Below are 18,019 nucleotides of genomic sequence, written 5' to 3' on the forward strand. Positions count from 1 at the left end.
AGGGACTGCCTTTTATCACCTTTTTTCAAGAAAAATGTATCTATACATATCTTGTTTACACATATAAGGAGGAATTCAAATGGCTATTACTGCACAGCAGGTAAAAGAACTGCGTCAAAAAACAGGCGCTGGTATGATGGACTGTAAAAAAGCATTGACTGAAACTGACGGAGATATGGACAAAGCAATCGACCTTCTGAGAGAAAAAGGAATTGCGAAAGCAGCTAAAAAAGCTGACCGTATCGCTGCTGAAGGTTCTACTCTTATTAAAACTGACGGCAACAAAGGCGTTATCTTAGAAGTAAACTCTGAAACTGATTTCGTTGCGAAAAACGAAGGCTTCAAAGAGCTTCTGAACACGCTTGCTGACCACCTTCTTGCAAACGCTCCTGCTGATCTTGAAGAAGCAATGGGTCAAAAGATGGAAAACGGTTCTACTGTTGAAGAATACATCACAAGTAACGTTGCTAAAATCGGAGAGAAAATCACTCTTCGCCGTTTTGCTGTTATTTCAAAAGAAGACAGCGAAGCGTTCGGTGCTTACCTTCACATGGGAGGCCGCATCGGCGTATTATCCGTTCTTAGCGGAACAACTGACGAAGATCTTGCAAAAGACATCGCGATGCATGTTGCAGCGGTAAATCCTCGTTACATTTCCCGCGACCAAGTGTCTGAAGAAGAAGCAAACCATGAGCGTCAGATTCTGACTCAGCAAGCTCTTCAAGAAGGCAAACCGGAAAACATCGTAGCTAAAATGGTTGAAGGCCGTCTGAACAAATTCTTCGAAGAAATTTGCTTATTAGACCAAGCTTTCGTTAAAAACCCAGACGAAAAAGTGAAACAAGTTGTGGCTGCGAAAAACGCATCTGTTAAAACTTACGTCCGCTACGAAGTTGGAGAAGGTATTGAAAAACGCCAAGAAAACTTTGCTGAAGAAGTTATGAACCAAGTGAAAAAATAATGGCGGAAAGCCTTGGCGAATCTTTCGCGGCTTTTCAGGCAGTATAGGGGACACTACTTGTGTTCCCTATTTTTAAAACTATATTTACAAACCTTTTTTTCTCTTGCATAATAGGAAACGGCAATGTTTACACTTGGAGGTTATTATGGAAAAACCAAAATACAATCGTATCGTTTTAAAGCTTAGCGGAGAAGCATTGGCAGGAGAGCAGGGAAACGGCATTAATCCAACTGTCATCCAATCCATCGCTAAACAGGTAAAAGAAATCGCTGAGCTTGACGTCGAAGTGGCCGTAGTCGTAGGCGGCGGCAACTTATGGCGCGGAAAAACGGGCAGTGACTTAGGAATGGACCGTGCGACGGCCGATTATATGGGCATGCTTGCTACTGTCATGAACTCACTTGCCCTGCAGGACAGCCTGGAAACGCTCGGAATTCAGTCCAGAGTGCAGACATCAATTGAAATGCGTCAGGTCGCTGAGCCTTACATCAGAAGAAAAGCCATCCGCCACCTGGAGAAAAAACGCGTTGTTATTTTTGCCGCGGGAACAGGAAACCCTTATTTCTCTACGGACACAACCGCAGCGCTGCGTGCCGCTGAAATCGAAGCGGACGTGATCTTAATGGCGAAAAATAATGTCGACGGTGTGTATAATGCTGATCCGAGAAAAGATGAGTCAGCCGTTAAATACGAAAAATTATCTTATCTCGATGTGTTAAAAGACGGGCTGGAAGTCATGGATTCTACGGCTTCTTCACTATGTATGGATAATGATATTCCGCTGATCGTCTTTTCTATTATGGAAGAAGGAAATATTAAGCGTGCCGTAATCGGCGAATCTATCGGAACGATCGTAAGGGGGAAATAACGTTGTCAAACGAAGTATTAACACAAACAAAAGAACGCATGGAAAAAGCGGTTGCCGCTTATTCACGCGAATTGGCGTCAGTCCGCGCAGGACGTGCCAACCCATCTCTATTGGATAAAGTGACAGTAGAATACTACGGTGCCCAAACACCTTTAAACCAGCTGTCTTCCATCAATGTGCCTGAAGCGCGTATGCTTGTTGTCACACCGTATGACAAAACGGCAATCGGCGATATTGAAAAAGCGATTCTGAAAGCTGATCTTGGCGTAACGCCGACAAGTGACGGCACAATTATCCGCATCGCGATCCCGGCTCTGACGGAAGAAAGACGTAAAGAACTTGTCAAAGTCGTGAAAAAATACGCGGAAGAAGCGAAAGTAGCAGTCCGTAATGTCCGCCGTGACAGCAACGATGACCTCAAAAAACTTGAGAAAAACGGAGACATTACAGAAGACGAGCTTCGTGCTTCCAGTGAAGACGTTCAAAAGCTGACAGATGAATATGTGTCAAAAATTGACAGCGTCACGAAGGACAAAGAAAAAGAAATCATGGAAGTTTAATGAAAAACTATGTACAATAGATAATGTGAAAAGACCCTCTCATGTTTACAGGGGGTTTTTTTGTTAATACTGTTGATTACATTGATCATCAGCAACGCAACCTTTTTGGGTGACGGAGGAATCTCATGCTCAACATACTCAAAAATTGGAAGAATCAGCAGAATGCGGCTTCCAACTTAGAACGGTATACAAAAGAAGACATACTGAAGGGTGAAATTCCCGCACACATTGCCATTATTATGGACGGAAACGGACGCTGGGCGAAGAAGCGCTCACTCCCTCGGATTGCAGGACATCATGAAGGAATGAAAGTGGTAAAAAGGGTGACAAAGCTCGCAAGTCAGCTCGGCGTTAAAGTTCTGACTCTTTATGCGTTTTCAACGGAGAACTGGAAGCGCCCGAAGATGGAAGTCGACTTTTTGATGAAGCTTCCGGAAGAGTTCCTGAATACGTATCTTCCTGAATTAATAGAGGAAAATGTACAGGTGAAAATTATCGGAGATGAATCCGCGCTCCCTTCTCATACGTACAGGGCGATTGAGAAGGCCGTAAAAGATACAGAACAAAATGACGGGCTGATTCTCAATTTCGCTTTGAACTACGGCGGACGCACGGAAATCGTCAATGCGGCAAAAGCACTGGCCGAACAGGTGAAAAGCGGCACGCTGAATATCGAAGACATTGATGAAGCGCTCTTTTCCGGGCATTTAATGACAGAATCAATCCAGGACCCGGAGCTGCTCATCAGAACGAGCGGAGAAATCAGATTGAGCAACTTTATGCTTTGGCAGGTGGCTTACAGTGAATTTGTTTTTACAGATGTCCTGTGGCCCGATTTTAAAGAAGATCACTTTCTGCAGGCAGTGGGAGAATTTCAACAGCGGGGCCGGAGGTTTGGCGGAATTTAGAGGATGGTGGAAATGAAACAAAGATTGTTAACGGGTGTTCTGGCAGCGGCACTATTTTTATTTTTGGTTATTTTCGGAGGATTGCCGTTCACCGTATTTGTTTACGTGATGGGAAGTATAGCGCTTTTTGAGCTTTTGCGGATGAAAAAGCTCAGATTTTTTTCTTTTCCGGGTCTGATCAGCCTCTTGTTGTTATGGCTGTATATGATGCCGGACAAGTATCATTTTTTCGATGCGAAAATGGAAGTAACGATTTTCGCCGTATTGATTCTGCTCAGCTATACGGTGCTCGTGAAAAACACTTTTACGTTTGACGAAGTCGGGTTTATCGTTCTCGCGACGGTATATATCGGACTGTGTTTTCATTATTTTATTGAAATCAGAAACATTGAAACAAACGGGCTTTTGTATATCTTTTATGCCTGCGTTGTCATATGGTCAACGGACTCAGGCGCATATTTCGTCGGAAAGTCGCTCGGGAAGCGGAAGCTGTGGCCCGAAATCAGTCCCAACAAAACGGTGGAAGGGTTTCTCGGCGGTATTGTCATCGCCCTTATTTTTACGGCTGTTTTTCAGCTGTTTGCGCACCTTCCGATTTCATACCCGGTTCTTTTGGTCATCACGCTTGTTCTGTCTGTATTCGGACAGATCGGGGATTTGGTTGAATCAGCGCTTAAGCGGCACTATGATGTGAAGGATTCGGGAAAAATCCTTCCCGGGCACGGGGGCATTTTAGATCGATTTGACAGCTTTTTGTTTGTCATGCCGTTCTTATACTTTCTGCTTGCGCTTTTTTCATGAGAAAGGCTAATATGAAAATAAGACCGATCTGGACGCATAGAATGGGAGTGGCATTTTGAAGAATATTTGTCTTTTAGGAGCAACAGGATCAATAGGGGAGCAGACGTTAGACGTATTGCGCATGCATCAAGATCAGTTCCGTCTCGTCTCGATGACTTTCGGTAAAAACGCCGAGAAAGCGATCCCGTTGATCAGAACGTTTCAGCCGAAATATGTAGCAGTCGGCGACATGGATACATACCAAAAAGTGAAAGAAGCGTCTTTTTCTCATGAATGTCAAATCGGCATCGGAGAAGAAGGCCTGATTGAAGCGGCAGTCATGGACGAAGTGGATATCGTGGTCAATGCGCTGCTTGGAAGCGTCGGTTTAATCCCGACTTTGAAAGCGATTGAACAGAAAAAAACAATTGCGCTTGCAAATAAGGAAACTCTCGTCACTGCCGGGCATATAGTGAAAGGACACGCAAAACGATACGGTGTTCCTCTTCTTCCGGTCGACAGCGAACATTCCGCTATTTTTCAGGCGCTGCAAGGCGAACAGAGCAAAAATATCGAGCGCCTGGTCATTACGGCATCCGGCGGCAGTTTCAGAGATAAAACACGGCAGGAGCTTGAGTCTGTAACGATTGCCGACGCCCTTAACCACCCGAACTGGTCGATGGGTGCAAAAATTACGATTGACTCGGCTACAATGATGAATAAAGGACTTGAAGTCATTGAGGCGCATTGGCTGTTTGACATTCCGTATGAACAGATTGACGTTGTATTACATAAGGAGAGCATCATTCATTCGATGGTTGAATTTCACGACAGAAGCGTCATCGCCCAGCTCGGAAATCCGGACATGAGGGTGCCGATTCAATATGCGCTGACATATCCGGACCGTCTGCCTCTGCCTGAAACTAAAAGGCTTGAATTATGGGAGATCGGAAACCTCCATTTTGCGAAAGCTGACTTTGAAAGGTTCCGCTGCTTACAATTTGCCTTTGAATCAGGTAAAATAGGAGGAACGATGCCGACGGTTTTAAATGCGGCCAACGAAGAAGCCGTTGCCGCTTTTCTTGCCGGACGGATTTCATTCTTATCGATTGAGGACCTGATTGAACAAGCATTGGACCGCCACAGCGTAATTCAGGATCCGAGTCTTGCGGATATCCAAGAAGTGGACAAAGACACCCGGGGATACGTTAATTCAATACTCACATAAGGTGGTATGTTCGTGAATACAGTTATCGCGTTTATTATTATTTTCGGAACGCTCGTTTTTTTCCATGAGCTCGGGCATTTATTGCTCGCCCAAAGAGCGGGAATCCTTTGCCGTGAATTTGCGATCGGCTTCGGCCCTAAAATCTTTTCATTTAAAAAGAATGAAACCGTGTATACGATCAGACTCCTTCCGGTCGGCGGGTTCGTCCGCATGGCCGGTGAAGACCCGGAGATGATCGAAGTCAAACCCGGTTATACCGTCGGGCTTCTTTTTAATAAAGATGACGAAGTGGAAAAAGTCATCATTAATCAAAAAGAAAAATATCCCGACGCTTTAATGATCGAGGTGGAGACGGCTGATCTTGAGCACGAAATGAAGATTACCGGGTACGAGCAGGGGAAAGAAGATGAACTGGCGGGCTTTACTGTCAGTCAGACCTCCTTTTTTATCGTAGACGGAGAAGAAGTGCAGATTGCGCCTTACAATCGACAATTCGGGTCTAAACCCGTATGGAAGCGGATTAAGGCGATTGCTGCCGGTCCGATAATGAACTTCATCTTAGCGTATGTCATTCTCGTCATGCTTGGATTCATTCAAGGCGTGCCTTCGAATCAGCCTGAGCTCGGGAAGCTGACAGACAATGGACGCGCAGCGGCTGCCGGTTTAAAAGAAGGCGACTATATCCAGAGCATTAACGGTGAAAAAATGAGGTCATGGACAGACATCGTGACAGCGGTAAAAGAAAATCCCGGAAAAAAAATCGATGTCGCCGTCAAACGGGACGGCAAATCGTTTCATATCTCGGTTACACCTGAAGCTGTAAAAGATGAAAATAAAAAAACAATCGGCCGCTTCGGCTCTTATGCGCCGACTGAAAAAGGCGCGCTTGCAGCGATCGCCTATGGCGCGACATCTACCGTTGATGTCACAAAAGCGATTCTGACCAATCTGAGCAAACTTGTGACAGGCCAGTTTAAGCTTGATATGCTTTCGGGTCCTGTCGGCATTTATGATATGACGGATCAAGTTGCAAAAACCGGTATTATCAACCTATTCCAGTTTGCGGCGTTTTTAAGCATCAACCTGGGAATTGTCAACCTGCTGCCGATACCGGCGCTTGACGGCGGGCGGCTGCTGTTTTTATTCATTGAAGCAATCCGCGGCAAGCCGATAAACCGTGACAAGGAAGCATTTGTCGTATTTATCGGCGTAGCTTTCTTAATGCTTCTTATGCTGGTTGTCACATGGAACGATATCCAGCGTTTATTCTTATAATTGACTAGTAAAAAATCAGAGGTGCGAAGACATGAGACAAAGTTTGACGCTTATTCCGACCCTGAGAGAAGTGCCGGCTGATGCTGAAGCAAAAAGCCATAAGCTTCTGCTGAGAGCGGGATTTATCAGACAAAATACGAGCGGGGTTTACAGCTACATGCCCCTGGCTTACAGGGTCATTCAAAACATTCAGAAGATCGTGCGTGAAGAAATGGAAAAAATCAACGCGGTGGAAATGCTGATGCCGGCCCTTCAGCAGGCTGAAACATGGCAGGAATCGGGCAGGTGGTATACGTACGGCCCTGAATTAATGCGTCTGAAAGACCGCCACGGCCGTGAATTTGCTTTAGGCGCGACACATGAAGAAGTCATTACTTCTCTCGTGCGCGATGAGGTGAAATCTTATAAGCGTCTGCCGCTCACTCTTTACCAGATCCAGTCTAAATTCAGAGATGAAAAACGCCCGCGTTTCGGCTTATTGCGCGGACGCGAATTCATCATGAAAGATGCGTATTCTTTCCATGCTTCTGAAGAAAGTCTGGAGGAAACATACCAAAACATGTACGGCGCATACAGCAGCATTTTCGCACGCTGTGAATTAAACGTCCGTCCCGTTATTGCCGACTCGGGCGCGATGGGCGGAAAAGACACGCATGAATTTATGGCTCTTTCTGAAATAGGGGAAGATACCATCGCTTATTCCGATGGATCCTCTTACGCAGCCAATACGGAAATGGCGGAAGTTGTCATGAACAGCGAGCCGTCAGATGAAACACCCGAGGCATTGGAGAAAATTGATACGCCGAATGTCAAAAGCATTGAAGAGCTCGCTTCGTTCTTGCAGATCGAGCCGAGCGCCTGCATCAAATCAATGCTGTTTAAAGCGGATGACCGATTTGTTCTCGTGTTAGTAAGAGGCGATCATGAGGTCAATGACGTGAAAGTGAAAAACCTTCTGAACGCGGAAGTGGTTGAGCTTGCGTCTCATGAAGAAGTAGCCGAGAAACTTGGCACGGAGCCGGGATTTGCGGGGCCGATCGGCGCTGCCGGCGACATTGAGATTTATGCCGACCAAGCCGTGAAAGTAATGGTAAACGCCGTTTGCGGCGCGAATGAAAAAGACCGTCATTACCGAAACGTAAACATCGAACGTGACGCGTCTGTAAAAGCATACGCCGATCTTCGAATCATTCAGGAAGGCGATCCGTCACCTGACGGAAAAGGCACGATCCGTTTCGCTGAAGGGATTGAGGTCGGACAAGTCTTTAAACTAGGCACGCGTTACTCTGAAGCGATGAATGCGACATACCTTGATGAAAACGGGCGTGCGCAGCCGATGCTGATGGGATGTTACGGAATCGGCGTGTCCAGAACGCTTTCAGCCATCGCTGAACAGCATCACGACGAAAAAGGCTTGATCTGGCCGAAAAGCGTTGCTCCGTATGACCTTCATATTTTGGCGCTGAATATGAAAAACGAAGCACAAAAAGAGCTTGCTGAACAGCTTTACGGCAAATTCCAGGCGGAAGGTTATGAGGTATTATACGATGACCGCGCTGAACGCGCAGGCGTGAAATTTGCTGATTCTGATCTGATCGGCCTTCCGATCCGCATCACTGTCGGAAAACGTGCCGACGAAGGCATCGTAGAAGTGAAAATCCGCAAAACCGGTGAATCTGCCGAAGTTTCAGTGGATGAGCTTTCTGAATTTATCAAGACGAAGTAATTACCATAACGAATCATACAAAATCATGTTAAAATAGAGAAAAAAGAAGGTACCTCATCACCTGCGGAGGTACCTTCACTTATGATGTTTTAAGGGAGGGATACTGTCTGAATGGAACAGTTATCAGTAAACAGAAGACAGTTTCAGATTCTTCTGCAGCAGCTTAATATGACAGATGATACCTTCATGACATACTTTGAAGACGGAGAGATTGATAAACTGACAATCCATAAAGCAGAAAAGGCCTGGCATTTCCAATTTCGCTTTAAGGCTCTTTTGCCGTATCAAATATATGATTCATTCATGATGAGGTTAACACAATCGTTTGCTCACATCGCCCGTGTCACATCGTCCGTTCAGGTCATCGACCCTACAGTGACAGAGGAGCTTGTACAGGATTATTGGACACGCTGTATTGAAGAGCTTGAAGGAACCTCGCCGCCGATGGTGGCTCTTTTGAATCAGCAGAAGCCGAAGCTCAAGGGAAACAAACTGATCGTGAAAACAAAAACAGATACAGAAGCATCTGCGCTCAAAAATAAATACAGCGCACTGATTCAGCACAGCTACCGCCAATTCGGCTTTCCGGAACTGCAGCTGGATACCGAAATTTTCGTATCTGACCAAGAAGTCCAGAAATTCCGCGAGCAAAAGCTTGCTGAAGATCAGGAGCGGGCGATGCAGGCGCTTATCGAGATGGAGAAGAAGGAAAAAGAGGGCGATGAGGATCAGGCACCGTCCGGACCGCTTGTCATCGGCTATCAAATTAAAGAGAACGAAGAAATCCGGACGCTTGACAGCATCATGGATGAAGAAAGAAGAATTACGGTGCAGGGGTTTGTGTTTGATGCTGAAACACGCGAGCTGAAAAGCGGACGCACGCTCTGTATTTTCAAAATCACGGACTATACAAACAGCATTTTAGTAAAAATGTTCGCCAGAGAAAAAGAAGACGCCGCTTTGATGAAAACGCTGAAAAAAGGCATGTGGGTGAAGGCGCGGGGAAGCATTCAAAACGATACATTCGTTAGAGACCTCGTCATGATTGCAAATGACGTGAATGAAATAAAAGCCAAAACCCGTGAAGACACCGCTCCTGAAGGCGAAAAACGGGTTGAGCTTCATCTGCATTCTCCGATGAGCCAAATGGATGCTGTAACGGGCATCGGAAAGCTTGTCGAACAGGCGAAAAAATGGGGACATGAAGCGATTGCGTTAACTGATCATGCCGTTGTGCAGTCTTTCCCGGATGCCTATTCCGCCGCGAAAAAACACGGCATTAAAATGATTTACGGAATGGAAGCCAATATCGTAGATGACGGCGTTCCGATCGCATACAATCCAGCTCACCGTCTTCTGGAAGAAGACACATACGTTGTCTTTGACGTTGAAACGACAGGTCTGTCCGCAGTGTATGACACCATCATTGAGCTTGCTGCAGTCAAAATAAGAGGCGGAGAAATTATCGATAAATTCGAAGCGTTTGCCAATCCGCACCATCCGCTGTCAGCAACGACGATAGAGCTTACCGGGATTACGGACGACATGGTCCGCGACGCTCCCGATGTCGTTGACGTCGTCCGGGATTTTAAAGAATGGATCGGCGATGACGTGCTTGTGGCTCATAACGCCAGCTTTGATATGGGATTTTTAAATGTGGCGTACAAGCGTCTTTTGAAAACGGAAAAAGCGAAAAATCCGGTCATTGATACGCTGGAACTCGCGCGTTTCCTGTATCCTGAGTTTAAAAATCACCGCTTAAATACGTTATGTAAGAAGTTTGATATCGAATTAACCCAGCATCACCGAGCGGTTTTTGACGCTGAAGCAACGGGCTACCTGCTGTTGAAAATGCTCAAAGATGCCGCTGAAAAAGACATTTTTTATCATGATCAGCTGAATGAGAATATGGGACAATCCAATGCTTATCAGAGATCAAGACCTTATCACGCTACATTGCTTGCCGTAAATGAGACCGGCCTTAAAAATCTGTTTAAGCTCGTGTCCATTTCTCATATTCAATATTTCTACAGAGTGCCGCGCATTCCGAGGTCGCAGCTTAATAAATACAGAGAAGGTCTGTTAATCGGCTCTGCCTGTGACAGGGGTGAGGTCTTTGAAGGCATGATGCAAAAATCTCCTGAAGAGGTTGAAGATATCGCATCCTTCTATGATTATCTTGAAGTGCAGCCGCCGGAAGTATACAGACACCTTCTGCAGCTTGAGCTCGTCCGGGATGAAAAAGCGCTGAAAGAAATCATCGCCAACATTACGAAGCTCGGAGAAAAATTGAATAAGCCGGTCGTGGCTACGGGAAATGTCCACTATTTAAACGATGAGGATAAAATTTACCGGAAGATCTTAATATCTTCCCAAGGCGGCGCCAACCCGTTAAACAGACACGAACTGCCTAAAGTGCACTTCAGAACGACAGATGAAATGCTGGAGGCTTTCTCCTTCCTCGGTGCGGAAAAAGCGAAAGAAATCGTGGTTGACAATACGCAGAAAGTCGCTTCGATGATCGATGAGATCAAACCGATCAAAGACGATCTGTACACGCCGAAAATTGACGGGGCCGATGAAGAAATCCGTGAAATGAGCTATCAGCGCGCCAGAAGCATTTACGGTGAAGAGCTTCCCGAAATTGTGGAAGCGAGAATAGAAAAAGAATTAAAAAGTATCATCGGTCATGGATTCGCCGTTATTTATCTCATCTCTCATAAGCTTGTAAAACGGTCTCTGGATGACGGTTATCTCGTCGGCTCCCGGGGGTCCGTCGGTTCATCGCTTGTGGCGACCTTAACGGAAATCACTGAAGTGAACCCGCTCGCTCCGCACTACGTGTGCCCGAGCTGCCGATATTCCGAATTCTTTAATGACGGATCAGTCGGTTCCGGTTTTGACCTTCCGGATAAAAGCTGCCCGTCTTGCGGCACCCCTTTGAAAAAGGACGGACATGATATCCCGTTTGAAACGTTCTTAGGCTTTAAAGGTGACAAAGTACCCGATATCGACTTGAACTTCTCAGGTGAGTACCAGCCCCATGCCCATAACTACACGAAAGTATTGTTCGGTGAAGATAACGTGTATCGCGCTGGAACGATCGGCACCGTCGCGGAAAAGACGGCTTACGGATATGTGAAAGGCTATGCGGGCGACCACAACCTACACATGCGCGGCGCGGAGATCGACCGTCTGGTGCAGGGCTGCACCGGCGTTAAGAGAACGACCGGCCAGCACCCGGGGGGGATTATCGTTGTCCCGGATTACATGGATATTTACGATTTTTCACCGATACAATTCCCGGCAGATGCGACGGGGTCTGAATGGAAAACGACTCATTTTGACTTCCACTCCATTCATGACAACCTGCTGAAGCTTGATATATTGGGGCACGATGATCCGACCGTCATCCGGATGCTCCAGGATTTAAGTGGAATTGATCCGAAGACGATTCCGACAGATGATCCGGAAGTTATGAAGATTTTCCAAGGCACAGAATCGCTCGGCGTTACTGAAGAGCAGATCGGCTGTAAAACGGGGACGCTCGGCATTCCTGAATTCGGGACGCGATTTGTGCGGCAGATGCTTGAGGATACGAAGCCGACGACGTTCTCCGAGCTTGTCCAGATTTCCGGGCTTTCTCACGGAACGGACGTATGGCTCGGCAATGCGCAGGAACTGATACACAACAATACGTGTGAACTGAGCGAAGTGATCGGCTGCCGTGATGACATTATGGTTTACTTGATCTATCAGGGCCTTGAGCCTTCACTGGCCTTTAAAATCATGGAATTCGTCCGTAAAGGCAAAGGCCTGACGCCGGAATGGGAAGAAGAAATGAAAAAGAACAATGTGCCGAACTGGTATATTGATTCATGCAAAAAAATCAAATACATGTTCCCGAAAGCCCACGCCGCCGCATACGTGCTGATGGCGGTGCGGATTGCATACTTTAAAGTGCATCACGCGCTTTTATATTATGCTGCGTATTTTACCGTCCGCGCAGATGACTTTGACATTGATACAATGATTAAAGGCTCGACTGCCATCAGAGCGGTGATGGATGATATCAGCTCTAAAGGGCTTGATGCTTCGCCGAAGGAGAAAAACCTCCTTACCGTGTTAGAGCTTGCGCTTGAAATGTGTGAGCGCGGCTATTCCTTCCAGAAGGTCGATCTATACCGTTCGAGCGCTTCGGAATTTATCATTGACGGCAACAGTCTCATCCCGCCGTTCAACTCAATTCCGGGACTCGGAACCAACGCCGCTCTCAATATTGTGAAAGCGCGGAAGGAAGGGGAGTTCCTTTCAAAAGAGGATCTTCAAAAACGCGGAAAAGTGTCAAAAACCATTTTAGAGTATTTAGACCGTCACGGCTGTCTTGAGTCGCTTCCGGACCAAAATCAGCTGTCTCTGTTTTAAGCTTTGTGCACAGCCTCCGAGCGGAGTTTGATTTGCATTAAATATATGGTTATGGTATAGTTTTATTGGAAATGCTAACGATTACCGAGGCAAAGAGTGGGGAAACCCGCTCTTTTGTATTGAACAGGCAATTTTGCCTCGACATGTCCATCGTTTTCTCAATGCCCCTGCTCTTTTGAAGCAGGGTTTTTATGCAGAGGAACGGCTGATATGATATCGACAGCACAAGGAGGAAAAACATGAGCAAAAAAGTGACTGATACCGTTCAAGAAATGGCTCAGCCCATACTGGATGACCTTCAGCTTGAACTCGTAGACATTGAATTTGTCAAAGAGGGTCAAAACTGGTTCCTTCGCGTGTTTATTGATTCCGAGAACGGTGTTGATATTGAGGAGTGCGCCAAAGTCAGCGAAGCGTTAAGCGAAAAGCTGGATGAGGCCGATCCGATCACCCAGAACTACTTTCTTGAAGTATCTTCTCCTGGAGCCGAGCGTCCATTAAAGAAAAAAGCCGACTTCGAAAAATCACTGGGCAAAAATGTGTACATGAAAACGTACGAACCGATTGACGGTTTAAAAGTGTTTGAAGGCAAATTGGCTGAATTCGATGGACAAACTGTTACAATAGAGATGACGGTCAAAACAAGAAAGAAACGGGTCAATATTCCGTATGAAAAAATAGCTAACGCAAGATTAGCTGTAACATTTTAATGAATGAAGTATTAGTGTTTAAGGGGGGAGACCGCTAACATGAGCAGTGAACTATTAGATGCTCTCACTATTCTTGAAAAAGAAAAAGGCATCAGTAAAGACATTATCATCGAAGCAATTGAAGCTGCCTTAATTTCCGCGTATAAGCGAAATTTTAACCAGGCGCAAAACGTACGGGTCGATCTGAACCGTGAGACGGGCACGATCCGCGTGTTCGCAAGAAAGGATGTCGTAGACGAGGTATACGATTCAAGACTTGAAATCTCGCTTGACGACGCTCAGCACATCCATCCGAACTACCTTGTCGGAGATGTCGTTGAAATAGAAGTAACGCCGAAAGACTTCGGCCGCATTGCTGCGCAGACGGCGAAACAAGTGGTGACGCAGCGTGTCCGTGAAGCTGAGCGCGGCGTGATTTACTCAGAATTTATCGATCGTGAAGAAGACATTATGACGGGAATTGTACAGCGCTTAGACAGCAAGTTTATTTACGTGTCTCTCGGCAAGATTGAAGCGCTGCTGCCCGTCAATGAACAAATGCCGAATGAGAGCTATAAACCGCACGATCGGATTAAAGTATTTATCACAAAAGTCGAAAAAACGACAAAAGGGCCTCAGATCTATGTATCAAGAACGCATCCTGGTCTGTTGAAGCGTCTTTTTGAAATCGAAGTGCCGGAAATTTATGACGGAACGGTCGAACTGAAATCCGTTGCCAGAGAAGCGGGCGACCGCTCTAAAATCTCCGTCCGCACTGATGATCCTGACGTTGATCCGGTCGGTTCATGCGTCGGTCCTAAAGGCCAGCGCGTGCAGGCGATCGTCAATGAACTGAAAGGCGAAAAAATTGATATCGTCAACTGGTCTGATGATCCGGTTGAATTTGTTGCCAATGCGCTCAGCCCGTCTAAAGTGCTGGATGTCATCGTCAGCGAAGAAGAAAAAGCCACGACTGTCATCGTTCCTGATTACCAGCTTTCTCTGGCAATCGGAAAAAGAGGGCAAAACGCCCGCTTAGCTGCGAAACTGACAGGCTGGAAAATCGATATCAAAAGTGAAACGGATGCAAGAGACCTTGGCATCTATCCGAGAGAGCATGAAGAAGATGACGATTTAGAGCCGCTCTTTATGGAGCCTGAAACAGCCGAATCGGATGAATAAGAGGTGACTTTAGGTGAATAAGCGAAAAAAAATTCCTCTGCGCAAATGCGTGGTAACGGGGGAAATGAAGCCTAAAAAGGAACTGATCCGAATTGTCCGTTCTAAAGAAGGAGAGATTTCAGTCGATCCGACCGGAAAGAAGAACGGGCGGGGTGCCTATATCACCCTTGAGAAAGAATGCATCTTAGCTGCGAAAAAGAAAAACACATTGCAAAATCAATTTCAATCACAAATCGATGACCAGATTTTCGAAGAATTGCTGGAACTGGCGGAAAAGGTGAAAAAATAACATGTCTGGAATGGAATGGTTTCCCTTGCTGGGTCTGGCCAATCGAGCTCGTAAGGTCGTGTCGGGCGAGGACTTGGTTATAAAAGAAATTAGAAATGCGCGTGCAAAACTTGTTCTGCTGACAGAAGATGCATCTGCGAATACTGCAAAAAAAGTATCCGATAAATGCAATTATTATAAAGTGCCTTATAAAAAAGTCGAAAGCCGCGCTGATCTCGGCCGCTCTATCGGCAAGGAATCACGTGTCGTTGTCGCCGTCACTGACCAAGGTTTTGCGAATAAGCTGATCAGCTTGCTCGATTAATATTTTTGGGGGTGAACGAATGGCTAAAATGAGAGTTTACGAATATGCAAAAGCCATCAATGTTTCAAGCAAGGAAATTTTGACTGCGCTGAAAAACATGGATATAGTAGTAAATAACCATATGGCAATGCTTGAAGAAAAGACCATTAAGCAGCTTGATGCGAAATTTAAAAAAGGCGGCGCCGGCGTTACATCTCAGAAGCCTGCGGAAACGAACAAAAACAAGCCGCAAGGGATTAATCAGCAGCCTGCTGGGAATCAACCAAACAAAATTCGAGACGGAAAGAAGAATGACGTGCAGAATAATCAATTTAACAAAAACAAGAAGAATAACAACAACAAAAACAAAAACAAACGCAATCATAACAACAAAAATCAGTATCAGCAAAAACCGCTGAAGCCGAAAAAAGAGCTTCCTGAGAAAATTACGTTTTCCGGCTCTTTAACAGTCGGAGCTTTAGCCGAGGAACTGGGCAAAGAGCCGTCTGAACTCATTAAAAAACTGATGCTTCTGGGCGTAATGGCTACCATTAACCAGGAGCTTGACAAAGACACAATCGAACTGATCGCATCTGAATACGGTGTAGAAACAGAAGAAGTGATTGTGCTTGAAGAAACTGAGCTTGAAAAATATGAAGAGGCTGACAAAGAAGAAGATCTTCAAATCCGTCCGCCTGTCGTGACGATCATGGGCCACGTTGACCACGGGAAAACGACCCTCCTTGACAGCATCAGAAAAACAAAAGTTGTTGAAGGTGAAGCCGGCGGAATCACCCAGCATATCGGGGCTTACCAGATCGAAGAAAACGGCAAAAAAATCACGTTCTTAGATACTCCGGGACACGCGGCGTTCACAACAATGCGTGCGCGCGGTGCGGAAGTAACTGATATTACCATTTTAGTCGTAGCGGCTGATGACGGCGTTATGCCGCAGACAGTCGAAGCCATCAACCATGCGAAAGCGGCTGAGGTTCCGATTATCGTTGCCGTGAATAAAGTGGATAAAGAAAGCGCGAACCCTGACCGTGTCATGCAGGAGCTGACTGAATACGGACTCGTTCCTGAAGCATGGGGAGGAGAAACGATTTTCGTTCCTCTGTCCGCTCTTACAGGCAAGGGAATTGACGAGCTTGTCGAAATGATTCTGCTTGTCAGTGAAGTGGAAGAGCTGAAAGCCAATCCGAACCGTCAGGCAAAAGGAACGGTTATTGAAGCTGAGCTCGATAAAGGAAGAGGATCTGTCGCGACACTTCTCGTTCAAACGGGAACATTGAATGTCGGAGATCCGATCGTTGTCGGAAATACATTCGGCCGCGTGCGGGCCATGGTCAATGATCTCGGCCGCCGCGTGAAAACAGCCGGACCGTCCACACCTGTAGAAATTACTGGCTTAAACGACGTACCGCAGGCTGGCGATCAATTCCTCGTCTTTAAAGACGAAAAAACAGCCCGTTCTGTCGGTGAAGCACGCGCTTCCAAGCAACTGGAAGAACAGCGCAGCGACAAAGCGAAGCTGAGCCTCGATGATCTGTTTGAACAAATTAAACAAGGCGATGTCAAAGACATCAATTTAATCGTAAAAGCTGACGTTCAAGGTTCAGCCGAAGCGTTAACAGCCGCTCTTCAAAAAATTGAAGTAGAAGGCGTAAAAGTGAAAATCATTCACACAGGCGTCGGTGCGATTACGGAATCAGACATCATTCTCGCATCTGCTTCAAATGCAATCGTTATCGGGTTTAATGTGCGCCCAGACGGAAATGCTAAGAGCACGGCTGAAGCTGAAAATGTAGATATCCGTCTTCACCGTATCATTTACAAAGTCATCGAAGAAATTGAAGCGGCGATGAAAGGAATGCTTGATCCTGAATACGAAGAAAAAGTCATCGGCCAGGTTGAAGTGCGCCAAACATTCAAAGTGTCGAAAATCGGTACGATTGCCGGCGGATATGTAACAGACGGCCACATTACACGTGACAGCGGACTCCGCCTGATCCGTGACGGCGTGGTCATCTTCGAAGGGGAAGTAGACGTTCTGAAACGCTTCAAAGATGATGTGAAAGAAGTTTCACAAGGATATGAATGTGGTATTACAATTAAGAAATACAATGACATTCGCGAAGGCGACATCATTGAAGCGTATGTCATGCAGGAAATCGAAAGAAAGTGATCGGATTTGCGGAATGTGAATGCATCATTTATGATGCGGGATCATTAAAGGAGAAACGAGCCGTTCTGAAGCGGATTATAACGAGGGTTCAGAATAAGTTCAACGTGTCGGCCGCAGAAATCGGCTATCAGGACACTTGGCAGCGGACCAGCTTCGGAATCGCCGTCGTCTCCTCCTCTCACGTTCAGGCGGAAAAGGAGATCCAGCGTGTACTCGCGTTTATTGACTCCTTTCCCGAAATAGAACGGACGATCACTAGAACAGAGTGGTTTTAACTTAGAGGTGATTGAATTGAGTATGAGAGCAAACCGTGTCGGCGAGCAGATGAAAAAAGAGCTCGGGGATATTATCAGCCGAAAGCTGAAAGACCCGAGAATCGGATTTCTCACTGTAACAGACGTACGTGTTTCAGGTGATTTACAAATAGCGAAGGTGTATATCTCCGTTCTCGGCGGAGAGAAAAAGAAAGAGGAGGCGCTGAAAGGGCTTGAGAAAGCGAAAGGATTTATCCGTTCCGAAATCGGCAGCCGAATCAGACTCCGCAAAACGCCTGAGCTTGAATTTGAATTTGATGAATCAATTGAGTACGGCAACCGTATTGAAACATTGATTCACGAACTGCATTCAGATAAACCGTCTGAATAACAAGGAAAGAGG

16 protein-coding genes are annotated in these 18,019 nt (G+C 46.1%); all 16 read left to right on the forward strand.

Going from position 1 to position 18,019, the window contains the following annotated elements; genetic code table 11:
• Positions 1 to 79 precede the first annotated feature (79 nt).
• The 16 genes from tsf to rbfA all read left to right on the forward strand — a co-directional run bounded on the left by tsf (position 80) and on the right by rbfA (position 18,007).
• Positions 80 to 961 (forward strand): translation elongation factor Ts, encoded by an 882-nt coding sequence (tsf, locus tag V7728_RS09135; protein WP_007611455.1) that lies wholly within the window; start codon positions 80 to 82, stop codon positions 959 to 961.
• A 145-nt stretch (positions 962 to 1,106) separates the two neighbouring features.
• Complete coding sequence (pyrH, locus tag V7728_RS09140; protein ID WP_003154213.1) at positions 1,107 to 1,829, forward strand: UMP kinase; 723 nt, start codon at positions 1,107 to 1,109, stop codon at positions 1,827 to 1,829.
• Positions 1,830 to 1,831: 2 nt separating this feature from the next.
• Positions 1,832 to 2,389 (forward strand): ribosome recycling factor, encoded by a 558-nt coding sequence (gene frr, locus V7728_RS09145; RefSeq protein WP_003154212.1) that lies wholly within the window; start codon positions 1,832 to 1,834, stop codon positions 2,387 to 2,389.
• 125 nt (positions 2,390 to 2,514) lie between these two features.
• Positions 2,515 to 3,297 carry an isoprenyl transferase gene (locus V7728_RS09150; protein WP_007611457.1) on the forward strand — a complete coding sequence of 261 codons (783 nt, stop codon included), beginning with the start codon at positions 2,515 to 2,517 and terminating at the stop codon, positions 3,295 to 3,297.
• 3 nt (positions 3,298 to 3,300) lie between these two features.
• Positions 3,301 to 4,098 (forward strand): phosphatidate cytidylyltransferase, encoded by a 798-nt coding sequence (locus tag V7728_RS09155; protein ID WP_007409796.1) that lies wholly within the window; start codon positions 3,301 to 3,303, stop codon positions 4,096 to 4,098.
• A 55-nt stretch (positions 4,099 to 4,153) separates the two neighbouring features.
• Positions 4,154 to 5,305 carry a 1-deoxy-D-xylulose-5-phosphate reductoisomerase gene (gene dxr, locus V7728_RS09160; RefSeq protein ID WP_043021091.1) on the forward strand — a complete coding sequence of 384 codons (1,152 nt, stop codon included), beginning with the start codon at positions 4,154 to 4,156 and terminating at the stop codon, positions 5,303 to 5,305.
• Positions 5,306 to 5,311: 6 nt separating this feature from the next.
• Complete coding sequence (rseP, locus tag V7728_RS09165; RefSeq protein ID WP_099566744.1) at positions 5,312 to 6,580, forward strand: RIP metalloprotease RseP; 1,269 nt, start codon at positions 5,312 to 5,314, stop codon at positions 6,578 to 6,580.
• A 31-nt stretch (positions 6,581 to 6,611) separates the two neighbouring features.
• Positions 6,612 to 8,306 (forward strand): proline--tRNA ligase, encoded by a 1,695-nt coding sequence (proS, locus tag V7728_RS09170; protein ID WP_003154202.1) that lies wholly within the window; start codon positions 6,612 to 6,614, stop codon positions 8,304 to 8,306.
• A 111-nt stretch (positions 8,307 to 8,417) separates the two neighbouring features.
• Entirely contained in the window at positions 8,418 to 12,731 is a 4,314-nt protein-coding gene (locus tag V7728_RS09175; RefSeq protein WP_012117566.1) for a PolC-type DNA polymerase III, read from the forward strand.
• A 239-nt stretch (positions 12,732 to 12,970) separates the two neighbouring features.
• A complete protein-coding gene (gene rimP / locus V7728_RS09180) occupies positions 12,971 to 13,441 on the forward strand; it encodes a ribosome maturation factor RimP (RefSeq protein ID WP_007409801.1) in 471 nt (156 codons plus the stop codon).
• Between the two features lie 39 nt (positions 13,442 to 13,480).
• Positions 13,481 to 14,602, forward strand: coding sequence for a transcription termination factor NusA (gene nusA, locus V7728_RS09185; protein WP_003154195.1), 1,122 nt, complete (start codon positions 13,481 to 13,483; stop codon positions 14,600 to 14,602).
• A 13-nt stretch (positions 14,603 to 14,615) separates the two neighbouring features.
• A complete protein-coding gene (rulR, locus tag V7728_RS09190; RefSeq protein WP_003154193.1) occupies positions 14,616 to 14,891 on the forward strand; it encodes a glucose-induced regulator RulR in 276 nt (91 codons plus the stop codon).
• 1 nt (position 14,892) lies between these two features.
• A complete protein-coding gene (locus tag V7728_RS09195; RefSeq protein ID WP_003154192.1) occupies positions 14,893 to 15,195 on the forward strand; it encodes a YlxQ family RNA-binding protein in 303 nt (100 codons plus the stop codon).
• A 19-nt stretch (positions 15,196 to 15,214) separates the two neighbouring features.
• Positions 15,215 to 17,362 carry a translation initiation factor IF-2 gene (gene infB / locus V7728_RS09200; protein WP_053573443.1) on the forward strand — a complete coding sequence of 716 codons (2,148 nt, stop codon included), beginning with the start codon at positions 15,215 to 15,217 and terminating at the stop codon, positions 17,360 to 17,362.
• Positions 17,359 to 17,637: a DUF503 domain-containing protein gene (locus V7728_RS09205; RefSeq protein ID WP_003154188.1), complete on the forward strand. Its 279-nt coding sequence runs from the start codon at positions 17,359 to 17,361 to the stop codon at positions 17,635 to 17,637. Before infB ends, V7728_RS09205 begins: the two co-directional genes overlap by 4 nt.
• 16 nt (positions 17,638 to 17,653) lie before the next feature.
• The gene (gene rbfA, locus V7728_RS09210) at positions 17,654 to 18,007 is read left to right on the forward strand and encodes a 30S ribosome-binding factor RbfA (protein WP_003154185.1); all 354 of its coding nucleotides are present in this window, start codon (positions 17,654 to 17,656) and stop codon (positions 18,005 to 18,007) included.
• The last annotated feature ends 12 nt before the right edge of the window (positions 18,008 to 18,019 follow it).

The organism is Bacillus sp. JHAA (genome assembly GCF_036961585.1).
Taxonomy (GTDB): Bacteria; Bacillota; Bacilli; order Bacillales; family Bacillaceae; genus Bacillus; species Bacillus velezensis.

Bases quoted from the DNA above. Each gene is read 5' to 3' on its own strand.
- tsf (WP_007611455.1), top strand. From the start codon at position 80: ATGGCTATTACTGCACAGCAGGTAAAAGAACTGCGTCAAAAAACAGGC.
- pyrH (WP_003154213.1), top strand. From the start codon at position 1,107: ATGGAAAAACCAAAATACAATCGTATCGTTTTAAAGCTTAGCGGAGAA.
- V7728_RS09150 (WP_007611457.1), top strand. From the start codon at position 2,515: ATGCTCAACATACTCAAAAATTGGAAGAATCAGCAGAATGCGGCTTCC.
- V7728_RS09155 (WP_007409796.1), top strand. From the start codon at position 3,301: ATGGTGGAAATGAAACAAAGATTGTTAACGGGTGTTCTGGCAGCGGCA.
- rseP (WP_099566744.1), top strand. From the start codon at position 5,312: ATGTTCGTGAATACAGTTATCGCGTTTATTATTATTTTCGGAACGCTC.
- proS (WP_003154202.1), top strand. From the start codon at position 6,612: ATGAGACAAAGTTTGACGCTTATTCCGACCCTGAGAGAAGTGCCGGCT.
- V7728_RS09175 (WP_012117566.1), top strand. From the start codon at position 8,418: ATGGAACAGTTATCAGTAAACAGAAGACAGTTTCAGATTCTTCTGCAG.
- rimP (WP_007409801.1), top strand. From the start codon at position 12,971: ATGAGCAAAAAAGTGACTGATACCGTTCAAGAAATGGCTCAGCCCATA.
- nusA (WP_003154195.1), top strand. From the start codon at position 13,481: ATGAGCAGTGAACTATTAGATGCTCTCACTATTCTTGAAAAAGAAAAA.
- V7728_RS09195 (WP_003154192.1), top strand. From the start codon at position 14,893: ATGTCTGGAATGGAATGGTTTCCCTTGCTGGGTCTGGCCAATCGAGCT.
- infB (WP_053573443.1), top strand. From the start codon at position 15,215: ATGGCTAAAATGAGAGTTTACGAATATGCAAAAGCCATCAATGTTTCA.